The organism is Pseudomonas sp. HP_08 (genome assembly GCF_055284095.1).
In genome coordinates, this window is the sequence record NZ_JBTOQC010000023.1 from 74,479 (window position 1) to 93,260 (window position 18,782).

19 protein-coding genes are annotated in these 18,782 nt (G+C 59.9%); 9 read left to right on the forward strand and 10 right to left on the reverse strand.

Annotated elements, in window-relative coordinates; all coding sequences use genetic code 11:
• Positions 1-156: 156 nt before the first annotated feature.
• Both ACYAS9_RS19150 and ACYAS9_RS19155 read left to right on the forward strand, forming a co-directional pair.
• Entirely contained in the window at positions 157-1,167 is a 1,011-nt protein-coding gene (locus ACYAS9_RS19150; protein WP_463569824.1) for an ABC transporter substrate-binding protein, read from the forward strand.
• 129 nt (positions 1,168-1,296) lie between these two features.
• Positions 1,297-2,160, forward strand: a complete 864-nt coding sequence (locus ACYAS9_RS19155; RefSeq protein WP_463569825.1) for a hypothetical protein — start codon at positions 1,297-1,299, stop codon at positions 2,158-2,160.
• A 99-nt stretch (positions 2,161-2,259) separates the two neighbouring features.
• On the opposite strand, the gene ACYAS9_RS19160 is transcribed toward ACYAS9_RS19155, so the two are convergent.
• From ACYAS9_RS19160 to ACYAS9_RS19170, 3 genes are all read right to left on the reverse strand, one after another.
• On the reverse strand, positions 2,260-2,898 hold the full coding sequence (locus ACYAS9_RS19160; RefSeq protein ID WP_463569826.1) for a hypothetical protein: 639 nt from the start codon (positions 2,896-2,898) through the stop codon (positions 2,260-2,262).
• A 448-nt stretch (positions 2,899-3,346) separates the two neighbouring features.
• Positions 3,347-4,030 (reverse strand): hypothetical protein, encoded by a 684-nt coding sequence (locus ACYAS9_RS19165; RefSeq protein ID WP_463569827.1) that lies wholly within the window; start codon positions 4,028-4,030, stop codon positions 3,347-3,349.
• Between the two features lie 140 nt (positions 4,031-4,170).
• Positions 4,171-5,085 carry a LysR family transcriptional regulator gene (locus ACYAS9_RS19170; protein ID WP_463569828.1) on the reverse strand — a complete coding sequence of 305 codons (915 nt, stop codon included), beginning with the start codon at positions 5,083-5,085 and terminating at the stop codon, positions 4,171-4,173.
• A gap of 167 nt (positions 5,086-5,252) precedes the next feature.
• Between ACYAS9_RS19170 and ACYAS9_RS19175 the strand changes: the two genes are divergently transcribed.
• Positions 5,253-6,158, forward strand: coding sequence for a TauD/TfdA dioxygenase family protein (locus ACYAS9_RS19175; RefSeq protein WP_463569829.1), 906 nt, complete (start codon positions 5,253-5,255; stop codon positions 6,156-6,158).
• Between the two features lie 46 nt (positions 6,159-6,204).
• On the opposite strand, the gene ACYAS9_RS19180 is transcribed toward ACYAS9_RS19175, so the two are convergent.
• The 4 genes from ACYAS9_RS19180 to ACYAS9_RS19195 all read right to left on the reverse strand — a co-directional run bounded on the left by ACYAS9_RS19180 (position 6,205) and on the right by ACYAS9_RS19195 (position 8,600).
• Positions 6,205-6,483 (reverse strand): type II toxin-antitoxin system RelE/ParE family toxin, encoded by a 279-nt coding sequence (locus ACYAS9_RS19180; RefSeq protein WP_463569830.1) that lies wholly within the window; start codon positions 6,481-6,483, stop codon positions 6,205-6,207.
• A complete protein-coding gene (locus tag ACYAS9_RS19185; RefSeq protein ID WP_463569831.1) occupies positions 6,480-6,761 on the reverse strand; it encodes an antitoxin of toxin-antitoxin stability system in 282 nt (93 codons plus the stop codon). The genes ACYAS9_RS19180 and ACYAS9_RS19185 overlap by 4 nt, the downstream gene beginning before the upstream one ends.
• 86 nt (positions 6,762-6,847) lie before the next feature.
• Positions 6,848-8,449: an alkaline phosphatase family protein gene (locus ACYAS9_RS19190; RefSeq protein WP_463569832.1), complete on the reverse strand. Its 1,602-nt coding sequence runs from the start codon at positions 8,447-8,449 to the stop codon at positions 6,848-6,850.
• Positions 8,450-8,453: 4 nt separating this feature from the next.
• A complete protein-coding gene (locus ACYAS9_RS19195) occupies positions 8,454-8,600 on the reverse strand; it encodes a hypothetical protein (protein WP_463569833.1) in 147 nt (48 codons plus the stop codon).
• A gap of 113 nt (positions 8,601-8,713) precedes the next feature.
• Here ACYAS9_RS19195 and ACYAS9_RS19200 point away from each other — a divergent pair, with 113 nt between their 5' ends.
• Positions 8,714-11,077: a TonB-dependent receptor gene (locus ACYAS9_RS19200; RefSeq protein WP_463569834.1), complete on the forward strand. Its 2,364-nt coding sequence runs from the start codon at positions 8,714-8,716 to the stop codon at positions 11,075-11,077.
• Positions 11,078-11,115: 38 nt separating this feature from the next.
• Here the strand turns inward: ACYAS9_RS19200 and ACYAS9_RS19205 are convergent, their stop codons facing one another.
• On the reverse strand, positions 11,116-12,069 hold the full coding sequence (locus ACYAS9_RS19205; RefSeq protein WP_463569835.1) for a LysR family transcriptional regulator: 954 nt from the start codon (positions 12,067-12,069) through the stop codon (positions 11,116-11,118).
• A 193-nt stretch (positions 12,070-12,262) separates the two neighbouring features.
• Between ACYAS9_RS19205 and ACYAS9_RS19210 the strand changes: the two genes are divergently transcribed.
• Together ACYAS9_RS19210 and ACYAS9_RS19215 are read left to right on the forward strand one after the other, a co-directional pair.
• Positions 12,263-13,588 (forward strand): arylsulfotransferase family protein, encoded by a 1,326-nt coding sequence (locus ACYAS9_RS19210; protein ID WP_463569836.1) that lies wholly within the window; start codon positions 12,263-12,265, stop codon positions 13,586-13,588.
• Between the two features lie 48 nt (positions 13,589-13,636).
• Complete coding sequence (locus ACYAS9_RS19215) at positions 13,637-15,331, forward strand: aryl-sulfate sulfotransferase (protein WP_463569837.1); 1,695 nt, start codon at positions 13,637-13,639, stop codon at positions 15,329-15,331.
• A 6-nt stretch (positions 15,332-15,337) separates the two neighbouring features.
• Here ACYAS9_RS19215 and ACYAS9_RS19220 read toward each other — a convergent pair whose 3' ends face one another.
• Entirely contained in the window at positions 15,338-15,808 is a 471-nt protein-coding gene (locus tag ACYAS9_RS19220; RefSeq protein ID WP_463569838.1) for a DUF2269 family protein, read from the reverse strand.
• Positions 15,805-16,911, reverse strand: coding sequence for a saccharopine dehydrogenase family protein (locus ACYAS9_RS19225; RefSeq protein WP_463569839.1), 1,107 nt, complete (start codon positions 16,909-16,911; stop codon positions 15,805-15,807). Before ACYAS9_RS19225 ends, ACYAS9_RS19220 begins: the two co-directional genes overlap by 4 nt.
• A 313-nt stretch (positions 16,912-17,224) precedes the next feature.
• Between ACYAS9_RS19225 and ACYAS9_RS19230 the strand changes: the two genes are divergently transcribed.
• From ACYAS9_RS19230 to ACYAS9_RS19240, 3 genes are read left to right on the forward strand one after another with little or no spacing between them, the layout of a single operon-like run.
• Complete coding sequence (locus tag ACYAS9_RS19230) at positions 17,225-17,635, forward strand: hypothetical protein (RefSeq protein WP_463569840.1); 411 nt, start codon at positions 17,225-17,227, stop codon at positions 17,633-17,635.
• A complete protein-coding gene (locus ACYAS9_RS19235; RefSeq protein WP_463569841.1) occupies positions 17,622-17,903 on the forward strand; it encodes a hypothetical protein in 282 nt (93 codons plus the stop codon). The genes ACYAS9_RS19230 and ACYAS9_RS19235 overlap by 14 nt, the downstream gene beginning before the upstream one ends.
• Entirely contained in the window at positions 17,900-18,652 is a 753-nt protein-coding gene (locus ACYAS9_RS19240; RefSeq protein ID WP_463569842.1) for an SIR2 family NAD-dependent protein deacylase, read from the forward strand. The genes ACYAS9_RS19235 and ACYAS9_RS19240 overlap by 4 nt, the downstream gene beginning before the upstream one ends.
• Positions 18,653-18,782: the final 130 nt, after the last annotated feature.

Below are 18,782 nucleotides of genomic sequence, written 5' to 3' on the forward strand. Positions count from 1 at the left end.
GAATATTTTCCATGCAGCTCGTGCATACCCCAGCAACCATAAGGGGTGCAGCCTTCATATTCCTTAAAGTTTTTAAAAGGTCAGTTTTTAGTATTTTATTTTGCAGACGGTTTATGCCTGACTGGCACCTTTGTCAGAGGCTTCAGGAGCCGTTGCATGAATCTCTTCTTCTCACGCTTTACCCATCGTTTTGCCGCTCCGGTGCTGGCGGGGTTGCTCGCCTGCATGACGCCTTTGGCCCAGGCCGCCGAGGTCAAGGAAATCCGCATCGCTGTGCCGGACCTCAGTGCCGGCACCCAGCACAGCGGCACCGGTACAGTGGATGTCTTGCGCAACCAGCAACTGCTGGAGCAAGCCTTTGCCGCCGACGGCATCAAGGTGCAGTGGAATTTCTTCAAGGGCGCCGGCCCCGCGATCAATGAGGCGCTGGCCAACGGTCAGGTCGACTTCGCCTATCTGGGCGATCTGGCGGCAATCATCGGCAAGGCCAATGGCCTGGACACCCGCGTGCTCAGCGCCAACGGCCGTGGCATCAAGCAGTACCTGGCGGTGAACCCTGAGTCGGGGATCAAGACCCTGGAAGACCTCAAGGGCAAGCGCGTGGCGATCTTTCGCGGCACCGCCTACCAGTTGTCGTTCGCCGCAGCGCTGGCCAGCAAAGGCCTGAAGGAAAAGGACCTGAAGGTCATCAACCTGGACATCAACGCCGCTGTCGCCGCACTTGGCGCCAAACAGATCGACGCCACCTGGGGCTCGGCTTCACTGACCGCACTGCGCGCCCGTGGTCTGGCCGACATTCCGCTGACCACCCTGGACCTGGGCGGTGCGGGCAGTATTCAAAGCGTATTGGTGGGCTACGGGCCGTTTATCGATGCCCACCCGGAAGTGGTGGCCAAACTGCTCAAGGCCAACGGCCAGGCGCTGAACTGGTTGCAGCAAGAGAGCAACCGCCAGGCGTATATCGAACTGGTCTCGGGGCTGGCCAATTACCCGCAGGCGACCTTGCAGGAAGACTTTAAAGGGATCGACCTGAGCGTCCGTTTCGACCCACGCCTGGATGCAGAATTTTTGGCGCAGTTGCAGAAGTCGGTGGACCTGGCGGCAGAGCAACGGCTGATTCGCAAGCCGTTCAAGGTCCGTGAGTGGGTGTCGGATAAAGCGTTGTGATGTAGGACGTTTCTGATTTTATTTGTTGCTATTGATCGTTTGGTTTTTGAGGGATTACGTCGGGCATGTTCTGGAATTCATGCCAGATGGCCCACGGGTCTACTCGACTAATCAAATGAGACTTTTACGATGAATAAAAATAAAAAGCGTCTGAACAGGCTGCTGGCGAGTGTATTGGTCGCCACTGCTCTGCAGGCATTCGCGCAGACAGCCCCGGCACCTGTTGCAGCGCCCGTCACAACGGTATTGGAAGATCGTGTTCACCAGATCGGCAATGCACTGGAGAGCACGGCGGCCGTTCATGAGTACAGCTTTACGTCCATCCGTGGCCAGAATGTTCTGCTGGCCATTCCGGATGTCAGATCCTATGGCAAGCAGTGGCGGCTGGAATACCGCATCGATGGCGGGGAATGGAAAGCCAAGCGCTGGAACGGGCCTGAAAAGATGGAGCGACTGACGCCAGGGTCGACGGTTGACGTGCGGGTGATGGCTGCCGAGGGTGTCCAGTTCGAGAAGGCGCAGTATGAAATTGCGTTCGGTTCGTACCCGCACATGAGTTATGACTTTCATCACGCCGAGGGATTTATGCCTATTCCTTATGGGTTTACCAAGCCGGCTTTTCTGGCCACCCAGGCATTTACCGAGGCGATGCTGGAAGTCAGTTTTACTGACAGTACACGGCATCCGCTGGAAGGTGGGGTGGTGGAATTCTCTTTCAAACCCAATGGTGGCATTGATCGCACGACCACTACTTACATCTCTGACAGTGGCGGGAAGGTTTCGGAGCTTATCAAATTCAATGGCTGTGAGAACGGTGATTATGCCGAGCCATTCATTCATGTTCACAACGGTAGAAATACATGGGCTACCCGATATAAGGTGGGTGATTACAAGGCGTTAAACGTATTGCCGGGAATTCATGCCGACAAGCCCCATCTGTATAATTTTGGACACATTTGCAAACGGTGGTTGATCAACTGGTCCAGGAACTGACACTTTAGCGGGCGCCCTGTAGACACCATGTCGGCAGGGCGCCTTTGTGCGTGACTATACGGTGATATCAACCAAAGGCTGCTCACGTTTCTCGCCACTTTAAATAATCTGGCGAATAAAGGATTCGTGCATGTTTTCCGGCTTCAGGGTGAAAAGTTTTCCGTAGTCGAGCGTGTTCTGGATATTCAACAGGTCCAGCTTGTATTTGCCGCCAAATGCCTCGTCATCGTGGTCAACCAAGGCCATGGCCATTTTGGCGTGATGATGAATGCTGTCTCTGAGGCCACTTCGATCATTGAAGATTTTTGTTAAATATTGCAGGTCGTCTTCAGTGAGTAACGGGTCTTGGTTAAGTATCTTTATTTGCTCATCATCGCCCAGCGTGTAGCTGAAATTCTTGCTGGCGAGATCGGGTCTGAAGACACCAAGATCGTTTCTTATTTTGCTACAGATGCTCTGCTGGAACCTGAGCTCCAGATTTGAATCCTGTTTCAGTTCCTCCAGATACATTGCCTTGGTCATCGGGCGTACTTCTTCAGGCTTGCCGAATTCAGAGTAGATGTAGGTTTTCCCCTTCCACGGCTCTGCTTCGCGGGTGTAGAACGCTTTTGACCGGGCGTCCCCGCGATCTTCGGCAGCGTGCCGGATGTTGGGTGATGTATTTTCAGCGTCCGGTGTGACGAGCTTCGGCAGCCAATGAGAGATCACGAAACCGGGTGAGTGACTGATGATGTCCATGTTGAAATTCTCTGGCAGATGGGTTCGTTATTACTAACGGCCACACGGCGCAGAACTGTTCCTGAACAGGGTGTAGGACTATTCCGAAGAGGTACTTTATTGCAAACGGGTTCTCATATTGATCGCAATAATTCACGGCCTATGCCGCTAATTTACCTCATCCAGGCTCACAATCTCTTTATCGCTCGTGCTGCCGGTAAAAGACGGGTATGAGCTTGGTGACCAAGTCAGTACAACGGGTGCGAAAGGTAGGGGATTTCTGATTTCTCTTTGATACAGGGCGGGTCATTACAAGGCGCTGAACGTACTGTCGGGCGCGCATGCCGACAAGCCTCATGACTATAATTTTGGACACATTTGTAAACGATGGCTGATCAACAGGACCAAAAACTGACGCTTTAACGGACACCCTGCAGACGTTGTGTCAGCAGGGCGTTTTTGCTTGCGGCTACACGGTGATATCCACCAAAGGCTCCTCACGCCTCTCACCATTTTCGATAATTTGTCGCACAAAGGCTTCGTGCATTTTTTCCGGTCTCAGCATAATGAGCTTTCCATAATCAAGTGTGTTCTGGATGTTCAATAGATCCAGCTTGTATTTACCGCCGAATGCCTTGTCATCGTGGTCAACCAGGGCCATTGCCATTTTGGCGTGCTCGACCACACTGTCTCTGAAACCTTTACGGTCATTGAAGAGTTTTGTTAAATGTTGCAGGTCATCTTCAGTGAGTCGCAGGTCCTGGTTGAGTATCTTTATTTGCTCGTCATCGCCCAGTGTGTAGCTGAAATTCTTTCTGGCGAGATCGGGTCTGAATACACCGAGCTCATTTCTTATTTTGCTGGCGATGCACTGCTGAATCTCGAGTTCTATGTTTGAATATATCCTCAGATCATCCAGGTACATTTCTTTGGTCAGTGGACGTATCTCTTCAGGCCCGCCAAATTCAGAGTAGATGTAGGTTTTCCCCTTCCACGGCTCTGCCTCCCGGGTATAGAACGCCTTTGCCCGAGCCTCTCTGGGATCTTCTTCAATTTTCTGGAGGCTGGGCAAAGCCTTTCCAGCATCAGATGCAATGGGCTTCGACAGCAGCGGGGTGGTCACGATATTTGATGTGATGCTGGTGATGTTCATAATGAAAGTCTCTGGCAGATGGGTTCGTTATTACTAACGGCCCTACCCCGGAGAACTGTTCCTGAACAGTGTGTAGGACTATTCCGAAGAGATACCTTATTGCCAACGGGTTCTCATATTGATCGCAATAGTCCACTGCTTCATGCCGCTACATGCACCTCATCCAGGCTCACAATCGCTTCAATCATCGCCCGTGCTGCCGGTGACAGGCGAAACCCTGCGCGGCTGACGATGCCGCAGCGGGCGCCGGCGCCCAGTTGTTCCAGCGACAGGTTGCGCCATTGCAGGCGTACCAGTGCGCCGGGTGGTACATCGTTGAGAAAGCTTTCTTCGCTGCTGATGCCGATGGCGTCGGTCTGACGGACGATCTTGGCCAGGCTCGGAAAATGGTCGGTCTGGATGCCGGGGGTGAAATCGCCACGGCCACTGGCGGTGGCCAACAGTTTGCGAAAGCCCGGCGGCAGCAGGGTGCTGGCCAGCGGGTAATCGAACATGTCCTTGGTCGACAGGCTTTCTTTCTCCAGCAGCGGATGACCGGGCCGGCAGAAAAATACGCCGCGCTTGGGTGTCAGTGCCTGGGTATGAAAGTTGGGGTCGGCTTCGAAATGGCGAATGTCGGCGATGAAGAACTCGATCTCTTCACGGGCCAGGCTGCGGCTGAGCTTTTCCCAGTTGGCGACCTCGAAACCGACCTTGACCTTGGGGTAGGCGCTGATGAACTGCGCCACCGCATCGGGCACCAGTTTTACTGCCGGTGCCGGGCCGCAGCCAAAGTGCAGTTCGCCGGCGTCGAGCTTGGTCATCTCGGCAACTTCGCGGGTCAGCAGGTTGGCGCCCTTGATCAGGCGCATGGCATGCTGCAGCACCACATGGCCCTCAGGCGTGGGGCGCAAGTCCTTGCTGGCGCGGTCGACCAGCACGCAGCCAAATTCCTGTTCCAGGCTTTGAATGCTGCGGCTGAACGCCGGTTGGGTAATGCCCATGGCCTCGGCGCCGCGCACGAAGCTGCGATGTTCGATCAGGGCGATGAAGTAGCGCAGTTGGCGAAGATCCATATGCATTCCCGGCATTTTAAAAATAGGGCGAAGGTATTGGCCGTGAGGCTGGGTAGAGGTTTTAAATGCAAGCTCTTATTCCGTCAACGAAGTGTTTGCTTTTTAGATATAGCCATATTGCATATCGATAGAGCGACCCGCCCAATACGAACAGTGAGGTTCACCCCATGAGCAATGCGGCAATCGCTACGCAACCTGCGCTGCACACCCTGGATATCCGCCCGGTCGCGGGCCGTATCGGTGCCCAGGTGCATGGCGTCAAATTGAGTGCAGACCTGCAACCCGAGGTGGTCGATGCCATCCAGCAAGCGCTGCTGGATTACAAGGTGCTGTTCTTCCGGGGCCAGACGCACCTGGACGATCAACAGCAGGAAGCCTTCGCCAAACGGCTCGGCGAGCCGGTGCCGCACCCGACCGTGCCGGTCAGCGAGGGCTCCAGCTACCTGATGCAACTGAGCGCCGCCGATGGCCAGCGCGCCAACTCGTGGCACACCGATGTGACCTTCGTCGACGCTTACCCCAAGGCGTCGATCCTGCGTTCTGTGGTAGCGCCAGAATCCGGTGGCGATACGGTGTGGGCCAACACGGCCGCCGCCTACAACGACCTGACCGAAGACCTGCGTGAACTGGCCGACAAGCTGTGGGCGGTGCACAGCAACGAATACGACTACGTCGGCCCGCGCCCCAACGTGACGCCCGAGCAACTGGAAAAGTACCGCAAGACCTTCACCTCGACCGTGTTCGAAACCGAGCACCCGGTGGTGCGCGTACACCCGATCAGCGGCGAGCGTTCACTGTTGCTGGGGCACTTCGTCAAGCGCATCAAGGGTTACTCGCCAGTGAATTCGGCGCACCTGTTCAGCGTGCTGCAAAGCCACGTGATTCGCCTGGAAAACACCGTGCGCTGGCGCTGGAACGTCGGTGACGTGGCGATCTGGGACAACCGCTCGACCCAGCATTACGCGATTGACGACTACGCCAACCAGCCGCGCATCGTGCGCCGCGTGACCTTGCAAGGTGAGGTGCCGGTGGGCGTGCATGGCCAGCGCAGCGTGACCACGCGCGGGGTTTGATTCGAACGGGTTATGCCGTCTGACAGATCGCAGGGGACAGTGGTCTCTACACGGGAGGCCACTGCCGTGAGGTGTGGACCAGTGCCAGAATCCATAGGGCCTCCTGTTCGACTTCATAGATCAGGCAGTAGTTTGGGTGCGGGATCAGTTCCCGAGTGCCAGGGATTCTTCCGGCTCTGCCGGACCATGGATGACTGGCCAGCCCGGACACGGCATGGCTGAAAAGGGCGTCCATCCTTGCTGCTGCCGCCGGGTTCTCGGCGGCAATGTATTCCCAGATATCAAGGCGGTCCTGCTCCGCCTCCGGTACCCACGTGATTTTCAAGCCTGATCATCTTTGATCTGGCCACGCCGGGCGGCAAAGGCCGCTTCTACGGCATCGTTGGAACGCCCAAGGCCGGCTTGCCTGGAAGCCCGGCCTTGTTCAACTTTTTGCTGCAGGTATTGATCATATTCACGCCCCTGACGGCGCTGCTCGACATAAGCACGCATCAATTCGCGCATCACCTGGGAGGCTGGACGGTCTTCGCGAGCGGTTTCAGCCATGAATTCAGCCCTCAACTGCGGTTCCAGTTTCATCGTAAAAACAGCTTCTTTGCTCATGATGAGACTTGCTCCAGTGGTTTTGGTACTAACTATGTATATACAGGGTCAGTACCACTCGCCACAAACCTGACCGCCCAAAGGTCTCACCACACCCCGATCGGCACCAGTTTCTCTTCGGCAGGTTCGCCATACCTGAAGCGCTGGCCGCGCAGGTCGATCTCGGCGTTGCTGATCGTGGTGCGCCGTTTCAGGCCGCGCAGCCAGTCGAACAGGTAAGCCTGATGCTGTTCACGCACGGCGGCGAAAGCAGGATCGGTGCCCAGATCGTGCAGTTCCTGCGGGTCGTTTTCCAGGTCGAACAACTGCGGGCGCACGCCGTCGTAGGCCAGGTATTTGAAGCGTTCGCTGCGCACCATGTACATCCGGCAGCGGTCGATGGGCTGGCCGACACGTTCGCGGGCCGGGGCCTGGAAGGCGTAGTCGTATTCGGCAATCGCGTAGTGACGCCAGTCCGGGCTTTCGCCGTGCAGCAGCGGGATCAGCGAGCGGCCTTCGAGACGATGATCGGCGGCGGGCAGGCCCAGCGCTTGAAGAAAGGTCGGCAGGGCATCGATGGTTTCGACCAGGCGCGCATCGACGCTGCCGCGAGTGATATCGGCCGCGCTGCGTGGGTCGCGCACGATCAGCGGCACGCCCACCGCTTGCTCCAGCAAGAACTCCTTTTCGCCCAGATAGTGATCACCGAGAAAGTCGCCGTGGTCGCTGGTGAAGACGATCAGTGTGTCGTCCCAGCGGCCGTTGCCTTGCAGATGATCGAAGAGCCGCCCGAGTTGATCGTCGACCTGTTTGATCAGGCCCATGTAGGTCGGCACCACGTTCAGGCGCACCTCATCGCGGGAGAAATTCACGCTCTCCTGGTGCTCGCGGAAGGCGACATACACCGGGTGATCGCTCGGTTCGGCGGCGCGTATCGGGGCGATCACATGGTCGGCGCCATACAGCGCGTGATAAGGCGCCGGCGCGATGTAGGGCCAGTGCGGCTTGATGTACGACAAGTGCAGGCACCAGGGCTGTTCGCCTTGCTCGTCGATGAAGTCGATGGCGCGGTCGGTGGTGTACACCGTCTCGGAGTGCTGTTCGGGAATCCGTGCCGGCAGGTGCGAGTGGCGCATTTTCCAGCCGCTGAGGATTTCGCCGTGTTCATCGATCGCGGCGTTGGCCCAGTCATGCCAAGGGTTTTTCGCGGCGTAGCCCAGGTCGCGCAGGTAATGGGTGTAGGGCGCGCTTTCGCGTTTGTCGTCGAACACCGGGTTATCCGGGTACAGGCCGTCGTGACGCACATAAGGCTCGAAGCCCACTTCATTGAGCTGTTGCGCCTCGGCACCGTTCAGGTCCATGGCCAGGCGTTGCTGCGCCTCGCTGTTAGGCGTGGCGTGGGTCTTGCCGACCAGCGCGGTGCGGATGCCGGCCGGGCGCAGGTAATCACCAAGGGTCAGCTCGTCGAGCGGCAGGGGCACGGCGTTCCAGGCCACCTGATGGCTGCTGACATAACGCCCGGTGTAGGCCGACATCCGCGACGGCCCGCAGATGGTGCCTTGGGTGTAGGCGCGGCTGAAACGCACCCCGGCGGCCGCCAGGCGATCGATGTTCGGGGTGTGCAGGTGAGGGTGGCCATAGCAGGACAGATAATCGCGACGCAGTTGGTCGCACATGATGTAAAGCACGTTGCGTACAGGCTTTGACACGGGGTCACCACGGAAAATCAAAACGGGTATTTCGCGGGCAGACGGTGATGACGGCAAGCGCATTTGCTGAATATCGACGATGCATGCGCTGCATCGACAGGACGGTTTTTGCGTATGCATTTTGAACATCGAAAGTATCGGGCAAATGCATTTGCCGGCACTTGGTTGAACTCCTTATAAAGGCATTCTCTTATTCGTTTAATGTCTTTAAAGACATAAATAAATAACTTATTAGAATATCAAAGAGTCTTGAAAGGAGCCTGTATGAACCCGTCCGCCATCCCAGTCCCGTTATCCGCCTGGCGACTCAAACGTCTGCCGCTGGCCTTGTTGCTGGCGGGGTGTGCCGGCTGGTCGTTGGCCCATGCCGCCGAACCCGAAGCCGTTGAGCAACCGGTGGCGGCGGGCAAGGCTCAGGCCGACGGTGCCCAGTTGAAAACCGTGACCGTGACCGCCCGGCGGCGTGAAGAAAGCGCGCAGAACGTGCCGACGCCGATTAGCGTGATCGGTGGCGAGGCGCTGGAAAGCCAGCGGGTTTATCGCATTCAGGACCTGCAACAACTGACCCCGAGCCTGAACGTGGCGTACATGCATGCGCGCCAGTCCAGCGTGTCGATTCGCGGCCTGGGCAATAACCCGGCCAGCGACGGTCTGGAAGGCAGCGTCGGGCTGTACATCGACAACGTTTACCTGGGCCGGCCGGGCATGGCGGTGTTCGACCTGATGGACATCGAGCAGCTTGAAGTGCTGCGCGGCCCGCAAGGCACGTTGTTCGGCAAGAACACCACCGCCGGCGTGATCAACATCGGCACCCGTGCACCGACTTTCACCCCTGAGCGCACGATTGAAACCTCGGTGGGCGAAGACGGTTTCTTCCAGACCAAGGGCACGATTTCAGGTCCCCTGACCGATGAGCTGGCCGGGCGCTTCTCGGCGTACCGCAGCCGCAGCGATGGCGACTTGAAAAACGAATACGACGGTCATGATCTCAATGGCGGCTCACGCGAAGGTTTCCGTGGCCAGTTGCTGTTCAAGCCCAACGAAGACTTCAGCCTGCGCTTTATCGGTGACTACAACGAAGAGTCGTCCAGCGCCGGCACCCGCGCGCTGCTCAGCACCGGCCCGACCATCAACGGCGTCAACCGCTACGAAGCGCGTGCAGCCGCTGCGGGCGCGACGCTGGTCGACGGCAGCAAGCGCAAGGTCAATCTCGACGCCACCCAGCGCGTCACCGTGCATCAGGGCGGCGCGTCGGTCGAAGCCAACTGGAAGCTGCCCAGCGACTTCACCCTGACCTCGGTCAGCTCGTACCGCTGGTGGAATTTCAGCCCGCGCAACGACGACGGCCTCAACGTGCCGGCCAGCTACAACGGCGGCGTGTCGGTGCAGGACAAACAGTGGTCCCAGGAAGTGCGCCTGGCGTCGCCCACCGGTGGCGCTTTCGATTACGTGCTGGGCGCCTATTACTACGGCTCGGACCTGGACAACAGCAACATCGCCAGCAACGGCCCGCTGGCCGATGTCTGGAACGGCACCGCGACCGGAGCGCTGGCCAACGTCTCAAGCGTTGCCAAGGGGCATATCGAGACCAACAGCTTTGCGCTGTTCGCCCAGGGCACCTGGCACCTGACGCCGAAACTGGACTTCACCGCCGGGGTGCGCGGCACCTATGAAGAGAAGAGCGCCTGGGTCAACCGCCTTGCACCCACCGGTGGTGCGACGGTGACCGGTGCGGCGCTGGCGGCACGCAACGCGCGTTATGGCGTCTACGATTCCGGCGACCTGAACCAGTACACCGCCAGCCCGTCGGGGCTGCTCAACCTCAGCTACCGCTTCACCGATGACGTGCTGGGCTACGCGACGCTGTCGCACGGTGAAAAATCCGGCGGGGTCAACCTGACCGTCGGCACCGCACCGACTGCCGGCGCCGACTCGCTGCTGATCGGCACCGAGCGCGCCAATAACCTGGAACTCGGGGTCAAGAGCACGCTGTGGGACAACCGCCTGCAACTGAACGGCAACCTGTTCTGGAGCAAGGTCAACGGTTACCAGACCACCGCCTACGACGACGCCAACCGCGTGCAGTACCTGACCAACGCAGGTTCGGTACGCTCACGCGGCCTGGAACTGGAAGCCACCGTAGTGCCGGTGCGCGGCCTGACCATCAACGTCAACGGCTCGTACAACGATGTGCGCTACCTGTCGTACAAGGACGCGCCATGCCCACCGGAAGTCAGCTACCAGCCCGGCGCGCCTGCATCCTGCGACCTGAGCGGCCACCAGGTGGTCGGCGCCTCGAAGTGGATCGGCAACGTCAACGGCGAATACAAATGGGGCTGGGACAACGGCCTGGAACAATACGTGACCGCCAGCTACGCCTACCGCTCCAAGGCCGTGGGCGCCGTGGAAGATTCGGAGTACGCGCAGATTTCCGGCTACGGCGTGAGCAACTTCTCGACCGGCCTGCGCGGTGATCTGGGCCAGGGCCAGTGGGACGTTTCGCTGTGGGTCAAGAACGCCTTCGACAAGACCTACGCCACCAGCCTGTGGAGCGAACCCAACGGCGGCTACTCCGGCCTGCTGGGCGCACAACGCACCGTGGGCGTGACCGGTCGGTATGATTTTTAACGGTTGATCTTAGGCGCGCGGGGGGCAGCGATTCAGCGTTACACCCCGATCCGCTCCGCCGACAGCCCGGTCAGGTGTTCGGTCAGGCTTTGGTCGATGTGCTCGATGCGCTCGATCATCGCCTTGGCCAGTGACGACAACGAGCGCGCATTGCGGCTGACGATGCCGTAGCGGGTGTGCATTTCGTCCAGGTGTTCGGGCATGTCCACAGGCGTCAGCTGGCGCAGTTCACCCTTGAGGAAGTACGGCTCAAGGTTCAGCGCGTTGCCGATGGCGATGGCGTCCGAATGCATCACCACATTGAGCAGCGCATAGGTGTGCTCGCATTCCACCTGGGGCACGAAGTCGCGGCGGCCGCTGTATTCGGTCAGCAGTTTGCGGATGTTCGGCGGGCGGAAGGTGGTGGCCAGCGGGTAGCTGAACAGCGCTTCGCAGGTGATTGCCTCCTGCTGCGCCAGCGGGTGATCGGCGCGGCAGCAAAAGATCATGCGCTGCGGGCGCAGGCGGGTGATGCGGTAATCCGGATCAGCCTCGAAACGTCGGGTGTCGGCGACGAAGAATTCGATGTCTTCGCTGATCAGCCGCTGGTTCAGGTCTTGCCAGTTATCCACCTGAAAATGCACCCGGGCCTTGGGGTAGTCGGCAATGAATTGTCCCACCGCCTTGGGCACCAGCTGGCCTGCCGGCGCCGGTCCGCAGCCGAAACGCAGGGTGCCGATTTCCGCACCGTTGAGGCGGCCGATTTCGTTGTTCAACTCTTGCGCTTCGCGGATCAGGCGGCGGGCATGTTCCAGCACCACCAGGCCTTGTTTGGTCGGCGGCAAGTCCTTGCTGGCCCGATCGATCAACTGAAAGCCTGCGCTGTGCTCCAGCGCCTGAATGCTGCGGCTGAACGCCGATTGCGAAAGGTTTACCGCCGCCGCGGCCGCGACAAAACTGCGGTGTTCGACGAGGGCGATGAAGTGGCGAAGCTGGCGTAGGTCGATATGCATTTTCTACATCGAAAGTTTCGGGCAAATGCAATTGCTGCAAGGCATAGGGCGACTTTATAAAGGTAATTGTTTATGACTAAAACACTTAATAAAGCATAAATAAATTCCTTTTTTGAATATGAAGAGTTTCTTCGTCCGATTCGTTTCCGTCATACGGCAACGCTCGCTGCGATTCCTCAAGGAGCGTTCCTGAATGCAACGACACTTCACATTGTTGGCTTTGACCGGCCTGTTATTCAGCGCTGCCGCACAGGCCGCGCCAAGTGTTTATCCCACCGGCGTTACCCGCTATGACCCGGCAAAGGCGTGGAATGGCTACGTCATTTTCAGCAGCCCTGACCAGCAAACCCGTCTGGTCGACATGAACGGCAACCTGATTCGCCAATGGCCTTATCGCGGCTTTCCGGCAGCGGTCATCGATCCTGCGGTCAATGGCGGACGGCGCGGCGACGTGTTGTTGCAGACTGGCGAGCGGGAGAAAAAAGACCCGCGCGGTTTCGGCAATGGCATCAATAACCAGGCCATCGGCGTGCTCGACTGGGACGGCAAGTCACGCTGGCAATGGTCGCAGCAGGCGCCCTCGGGTTCGGCCTTGCAGCACCACGACTGGCAGCGCCTGGCCAACGGCAACACGCTGGTGCTGGCCAACCGGGTACACAGGATTGAAGGCTTCAAGCTCGATGAGCTGATCGACGATGTGATCTATGAAATCGACCCGCAGGGCAAGGTGCTCTGGAGCTGGACCGCTTCTGAGCACCTGGACGAGTTCGGCTTTACCGCCGAGCAACTCGATCGGGTACGCAGCACCGAAAAAGCCGATTTTCTGCACCTGAACAACCTCAAGGTGCTGGGCCCCAATAAGTGGTACGAGCAGGGCGATGCGCGTTTTCATCCTGACAACCTGATCATCGACTCCCGCGAAGCCAACTTCGTCGCGATCATCGACAAGAAGACCGGCAAGGTGGTGTGGAACCTGGGCCCTAACTACCCAAAGCTGGACCCGCGCACTACCACATTGCCGCGCCCGGTCGATCAGATTGCCGGCCAGCATGACGCCAACCTGATCGCCAAGGGCTTGCCGGGGGCGGGCAATATCCTGATTTTCGATAATCAGGGTGGCTCCGGTTATCCCGCCGTCGCCGCCAATACCCTGACCGGTTCGCGGGTGCTGGAAATCGACCCGATCACCCGGCAGATCGTCTGGCAATACAGCGCGCTGGATTCCGGGCAGCCGCTGTGGGCCTTCAACAGCACCTTCATCAGCAGCGCGCGGCGCTTGCCCAACGGCAACACGCTGATCGGCGAAGGCATGTTCGGGCGCTTCTTCCAGGTGACGGCGAAAGGCGAAATCGTCTGGGAATACGTCAGTCCTTACGTGGGCCCGGCGCCGGGTTCGCCCGCGATCTCGAACTGGTCGTACCGCGCCACCCCCGTGCCTTACGACTGGGTGCCACAAGGCACATCACGCAGTGAAAAGGCGGTGACGCCACCGGCCCTGAACGAATTCCGCGTGCCCTGACAGCGCCCTTGAACGCCACCCGATTCCCTTGCCAATAAGGTCTTCCTCATGACTGATAACACCGCGTCCCAGGCACTACCCGAAGGCGCCTGCATCACCGCTAAAGTGCCGGACAGCGCCAGCGAAAATCGTCTTGGTCCCATTGTCAGCAATCCTTATCGCCTGGCTCCGCTGACCGCGATCATTCGCGATGGCGGCCAGCGCATCGCCAATGTCCGTGTACGGGTCAAGGGCCGTGGCGAGCGCGGTGTGGACATCGATTACGCGGTGCGCGATTCACTGCTGTGGACCCATGGCGGCATCCCGGTGTTCGGCCTGTATCCCGAGCACCGCAACGACGTCGAGGTGGCCTATGACGTGGATGGCGCGCGCGTGCAGGAGACTTACCAGATCTATGCCCCGGCGGTGCGCTTGCCGGTGGTGGCCGGGCAGCAGGACGGCGCGTTGCCCAAGGTCGAACCGGTGACGGTCGCGGCGCAATTGAGCAAGCGCCTGTACCTGTTCAATCACCTGCTGACTGAAATTCCCGGCGCCAATCGGCTGTTCAAATGGAGCGGCCAGGGCGGCGCGGCCGAGTGGGATTCGGTGGGCATCAACTGGATCGCCGACAGCAACGGCGATGTGCGCTGGTACCTGGATATCGAACAGATTCACGACTCCACGTGCAAGGAAGGCATGGGCGCGAGCATGGGCTTTCAGCAGACCCGCGACGGTCATCTGATCTGGGGCCAGGGCCAGCGTTATTACAAGCACGACCTGCTGGGGCGCACGGTCTGGGCGCGCACCTTGCCGGAGAAGTTTGCCGATTTCTCTCACGAGATTCGTGAAACCGCCAAGGGCACTTACCTGCTGCGCGTCGGCAGCAGCGATTACCGGCGCGCCGACGGTCAGCGGGTGCGCAGCGTGCGTGACCAGATCATCGAGGTCGATCAGGCCGGTGAAGTGATCGATTACTGGGACCTGGCCAGCATTCTCGACCCGTACCGCAGCGAGTTGCTGCACACCCTGGGCAAGGCCGCGGTGCTGCTGCCCGAGGGCGTGGAAAAGAGCGACAGCGTGCTGGACAACGAACGCAACGAAGGCCCGCACCTACCGTTCGGCGACATTCCCGGCGTGGGCGTGGGGCGCAACTGGGCGCACATCAATTCCATCGCTCATGACCCGCTGGACGACAGCATCATCGTCTCGGCACGGCATCAGGGCGTGGCCAAGATCGGTCGCGACAAACAGGTCAAATGGCTGCTGGCCGACCCGCGTGGCTGGAACGCGACACTGCGCGACAAAGTGCTGCGACCGCTCAATGCCACAGCCGATTTTGACTGGTCATGGACCCAGCACACCGCCTGGCTGACCGGCAAGGGCACCTTGACCGTGTTCGACAACGGCTGGGGCCGCGACTTTTCCCCGACCCGGCTGGAGGGCAATTACAGCCGGGCGGTGGAATACCGCATCGATGAGCAGCAAGGCACCGTCGAGCAGATCTGGGCATTCGGCAAGGACCGCGGTGACGCCTGGTACAGCCCGATTACCTCGGTGGTCGAGTACCGGCCGGAAACCGACACGCAACTGATTTACTCGGCGTCCATCGATTTTCTGACCGCACAACGCCTGACCCGGCCGGTGCTCAGCGAAGTGCAATACGGCACGCAGACCGTACTGGCCGAATACCGGGTGACCAGCAATCAGCCGGGTAATGTCGGCTATCGCGCGCTGGTGATCGAGCCGGGCAAAGCGTTTGGCTGATCGGTTCTAAAAGAGCCCGCGCTTGCTCACCATCAACAACACGATGACGAACATCCCGGCAAAGCCCGCCACGCCCATCCAGAACCACGGACGGAACAGTTTGTCCCAGCTGGCGGGCAGCGGCTCGCCTTGCCGGGCGCTGTGTTCGGCGAGGCGCTGCATGCGCTTTTGCAGCACCAGCACCGGTATCCATAACAACCCCACGGCGACGAAGATGATCAGGGCATCGCGCAGCCAGGGAAGGGCCGGTGACATACCGGTCAGGTGCAACATTGCCAGTCCCGTCCCCAGTTGCAGCACACCGGCCGGCGTGGTGATCCAGGTGTCGAAACGCACCACCATGCGTGCGACATGGGCAATCACCTGCGGGTTGCGCGTGTTGCGGGCGGCGATCAGGTACAGGTAAGAACCCATGCCGAACCCGAACAGGAACACCGCCGCAATGACATGCAGGTACTTGAGGTAGAGGTACGTCATACGCGGCCCTGATAACGCACGCTGAGGTGGATGTCTTGCGGCGCATCGATGGCCGCCAGGTATTCAGCCACGCTGATCTCGCCCACGCACGGCCGCGCACCGGCTGCCGGCCGATAACCGGCGGCCATCTTCAATGCCAGAGCGACCGAGGCGCAGCTGGGGATTTCCGGGCCCTTGTCGCGATCGGCGGTGAGCTGGATATTCACGCGCAACGGCAGGTTGTTGTGGTCCACGCCGGTGGCCTCGATATACAACGCGCTGAGCCCGTCGCCCAAGCGTTCGCACGCCACCCCCAGCTTGTGCAGGCGCTGCGCCCAAGGCGTGGGATTGTTGATCAGGCCCAGGCGTCGGGCTTGCGCCAGCGCAGCATTGGCCAGCGCACCGGGCATCAGCCCGGGACCGGCCTTGAACACCAGATCGGTGGCGCCATAACGCTCGCCGAACAGGTCCATGTCGGGTACATCGACATCGGCCAGCCAGCGCCAGCCCAGCCCCGGCAATTTGCGCCGTTGCAGGCCCAGCCAGCCCGGCACCGCGTGTGGCTGGCCGTTGCGCAGTTGCAGGATCGGCGTGCCGGCGTAGGCCAGCACGCCTTCGATGGTGGCCAGGCCGGGCATTTTCGCAGAAGAAGAAATGCCGTGTTCGATCCGGTCGATGCGCTTGAAACGTTCGCGCTGCTCATCCAGCAACGCTGCCGACAGACTCGGCACCGAGCTGCACCCGCTCAGCACCGCCACGCCGGCCGCGCGTGCCTGTTCGTCGAGCACATGGATGCCATTGACGAAGGTCCGGCAGTCGGCCAGGTCGCAATAATGCACGCCGGCGGCAATGCACTGTTCGGCGACCCGGTACGGCTGATTCTGGAACGGCCCGCCGGTGTGCACCACCAGATCGACCTGTAACTGACGCAGCGCCTCGCTGAACCCCGGCCCTTGCGCATCGCCGCACCAGGTGTCGAGCGGCAACTGTTTTGCCAGCGCCGCCAGCCGCGCGGCATCGCGCCCGGCGGCGATGACTTCAATACCCGGCACCCCGGCCAGATGCCGGCAAACGATAAAACCGAAATTGCCATAGCCGCCAACGACCAGCACCTTCAATGACATGACTGACTCCGTGTGTAAGGTCTGGACGGATCTTAATGGAACTGGCCACACGGCGCTCAGTAGGAGCGCGCTCTGCCGGAAGGCCGGACCACCGCGACCGAGTGCTTTAGCGCTCGCAAAATCTCGGAAACGCTGAAAATTATGACGATAAATCTGCGAAACGCTGAGAATTTACGACTGCTACGCAGCCGGTCGCGGTGGTCCGGCATTCCGGCAGAGCGCGCTCCTACGGGGGGATTCCAAGGCGTGACTCCCAATGGTCAATGCTGACAATGTAAGGTGATTATCCGGCAAACCCCGCAAGGAGCAGGCAATGACTCAACATCCCCCGATCACAACGGCCAGCGACTGGAAAACCCTGCCTTTTCCAGAGCAGCACATCACCCTGGCGCTGGACTTCAGCGTCACCGGCGACGATGCAGTCGCCTTGCGCCAGGGCCTGATGCCGCGGCAGATGGAAGACAAATGGTTCTTTTACTTTGTCGGCAACACCCTTTTTCAGCACCGTAGCTGGACCGGCAACTGCATTGCCCAGGTGCATTTCGTCGCGCACGAAGAGGGCTTGCGGGCCACCCATGCCGAGGTCAATCGTGACCCCGAGCAGTACACCAATACCGACGATGCCGTGGATATCGAGCGCATCGAATCCCTGACCCGCTACCTCATCGAACATCATCGGCTCAATACCCCCGAACTCTGGAGCCCGGCCGATGCGTCTCTCTGACACTCGTTGCGGCACACCCTACGTTTACAGCGGCGAACTCACGTTGCGCCCGGAAGTGGAAGAGGCTTTGCAAATCCTGGAAACCGAGCCCTATACGGCGGTGCCTGGTTATGCGGGTGATGGCCGCTGGGAGTTGTGGACCCGCGAGGGCGATGGCGAGACTTCACCCCGTATCATCAGTGGCCCGAGTACCACCTGGCCAACGCGTGAAGCCGCTCTGGCGGCCGGTGAGCAATGGCTGGCAAACAGAAAAGGATCAGGCCAATGACTGAATTTGAAGCGCGCCATCTGCGTGAGGCCGGTCATGTGCTGGTGTTTACCGGCGCCGGTGTCAGCGCCGAAAGCGGTATCCCGACCTTTCGCGATGCGCTTACAGGGTTGTGGGAGCGCTTCGATCCTGCGGCATTGGCCACCGCCGAGGCGTTTGCGCGTGACCCTGCGCTGGTGTGGGGCTGGTACGAATGGCGGCGGGCCAAGGTGCTCGCAGCGCAACCGAATGCGGCGCATCGGGCCATTGCCGAACTCGCAAGCCTGGTGCCGAAACTCACGGTCGTGACCCAGAACGTCGATGACCTGCACGAGCGCGCTGGCAGCCAGGATGTGCAGCACTTGCACGGCAGCCTGCATGCGCCGCGCTGTTTCAACTGCGACCGGCCGCATGCCTTGAGCCACGAGCCGATTGACCTGGCGGAAGACGGCCAGCGTATCGAGCCGCCGCACTGCCTGCACTGCAACGGTTTGATCCGGCCAGGTGTGGTCTGGTTTGGGGAGTCATTGCCTGAGCAGGCCTGGCGTGAAGCGATGGCCGCCGCTGAGGGTTGCGATTTGCTGCTGTCGATCGGCACCTCGGGGCTGGTGCAACCGGCAGCGCAAATTCCGCATGTCGCCCTGCGCAATGGCGCACGGGTCGTGCATATCAACCTGCAACCGGAAGCCGTTTCCGGTCACCGCGAGTTTGCCTTGGCAGGCAAGGCCGCGCAGGTGCTGCCGGCGTTGGTGGCGCAAATCCGACTTTGAAAGACAGCCACAAGGCTTCTATAGTTAGCAACTCACCCCATCACCAAGGTATTGGTCCGATGCGCCATTGATGCCGCCGTCTGTATAGACGGCCAATTTCCACCGCCCCCCTAAAGCTGCACGTGCGCGG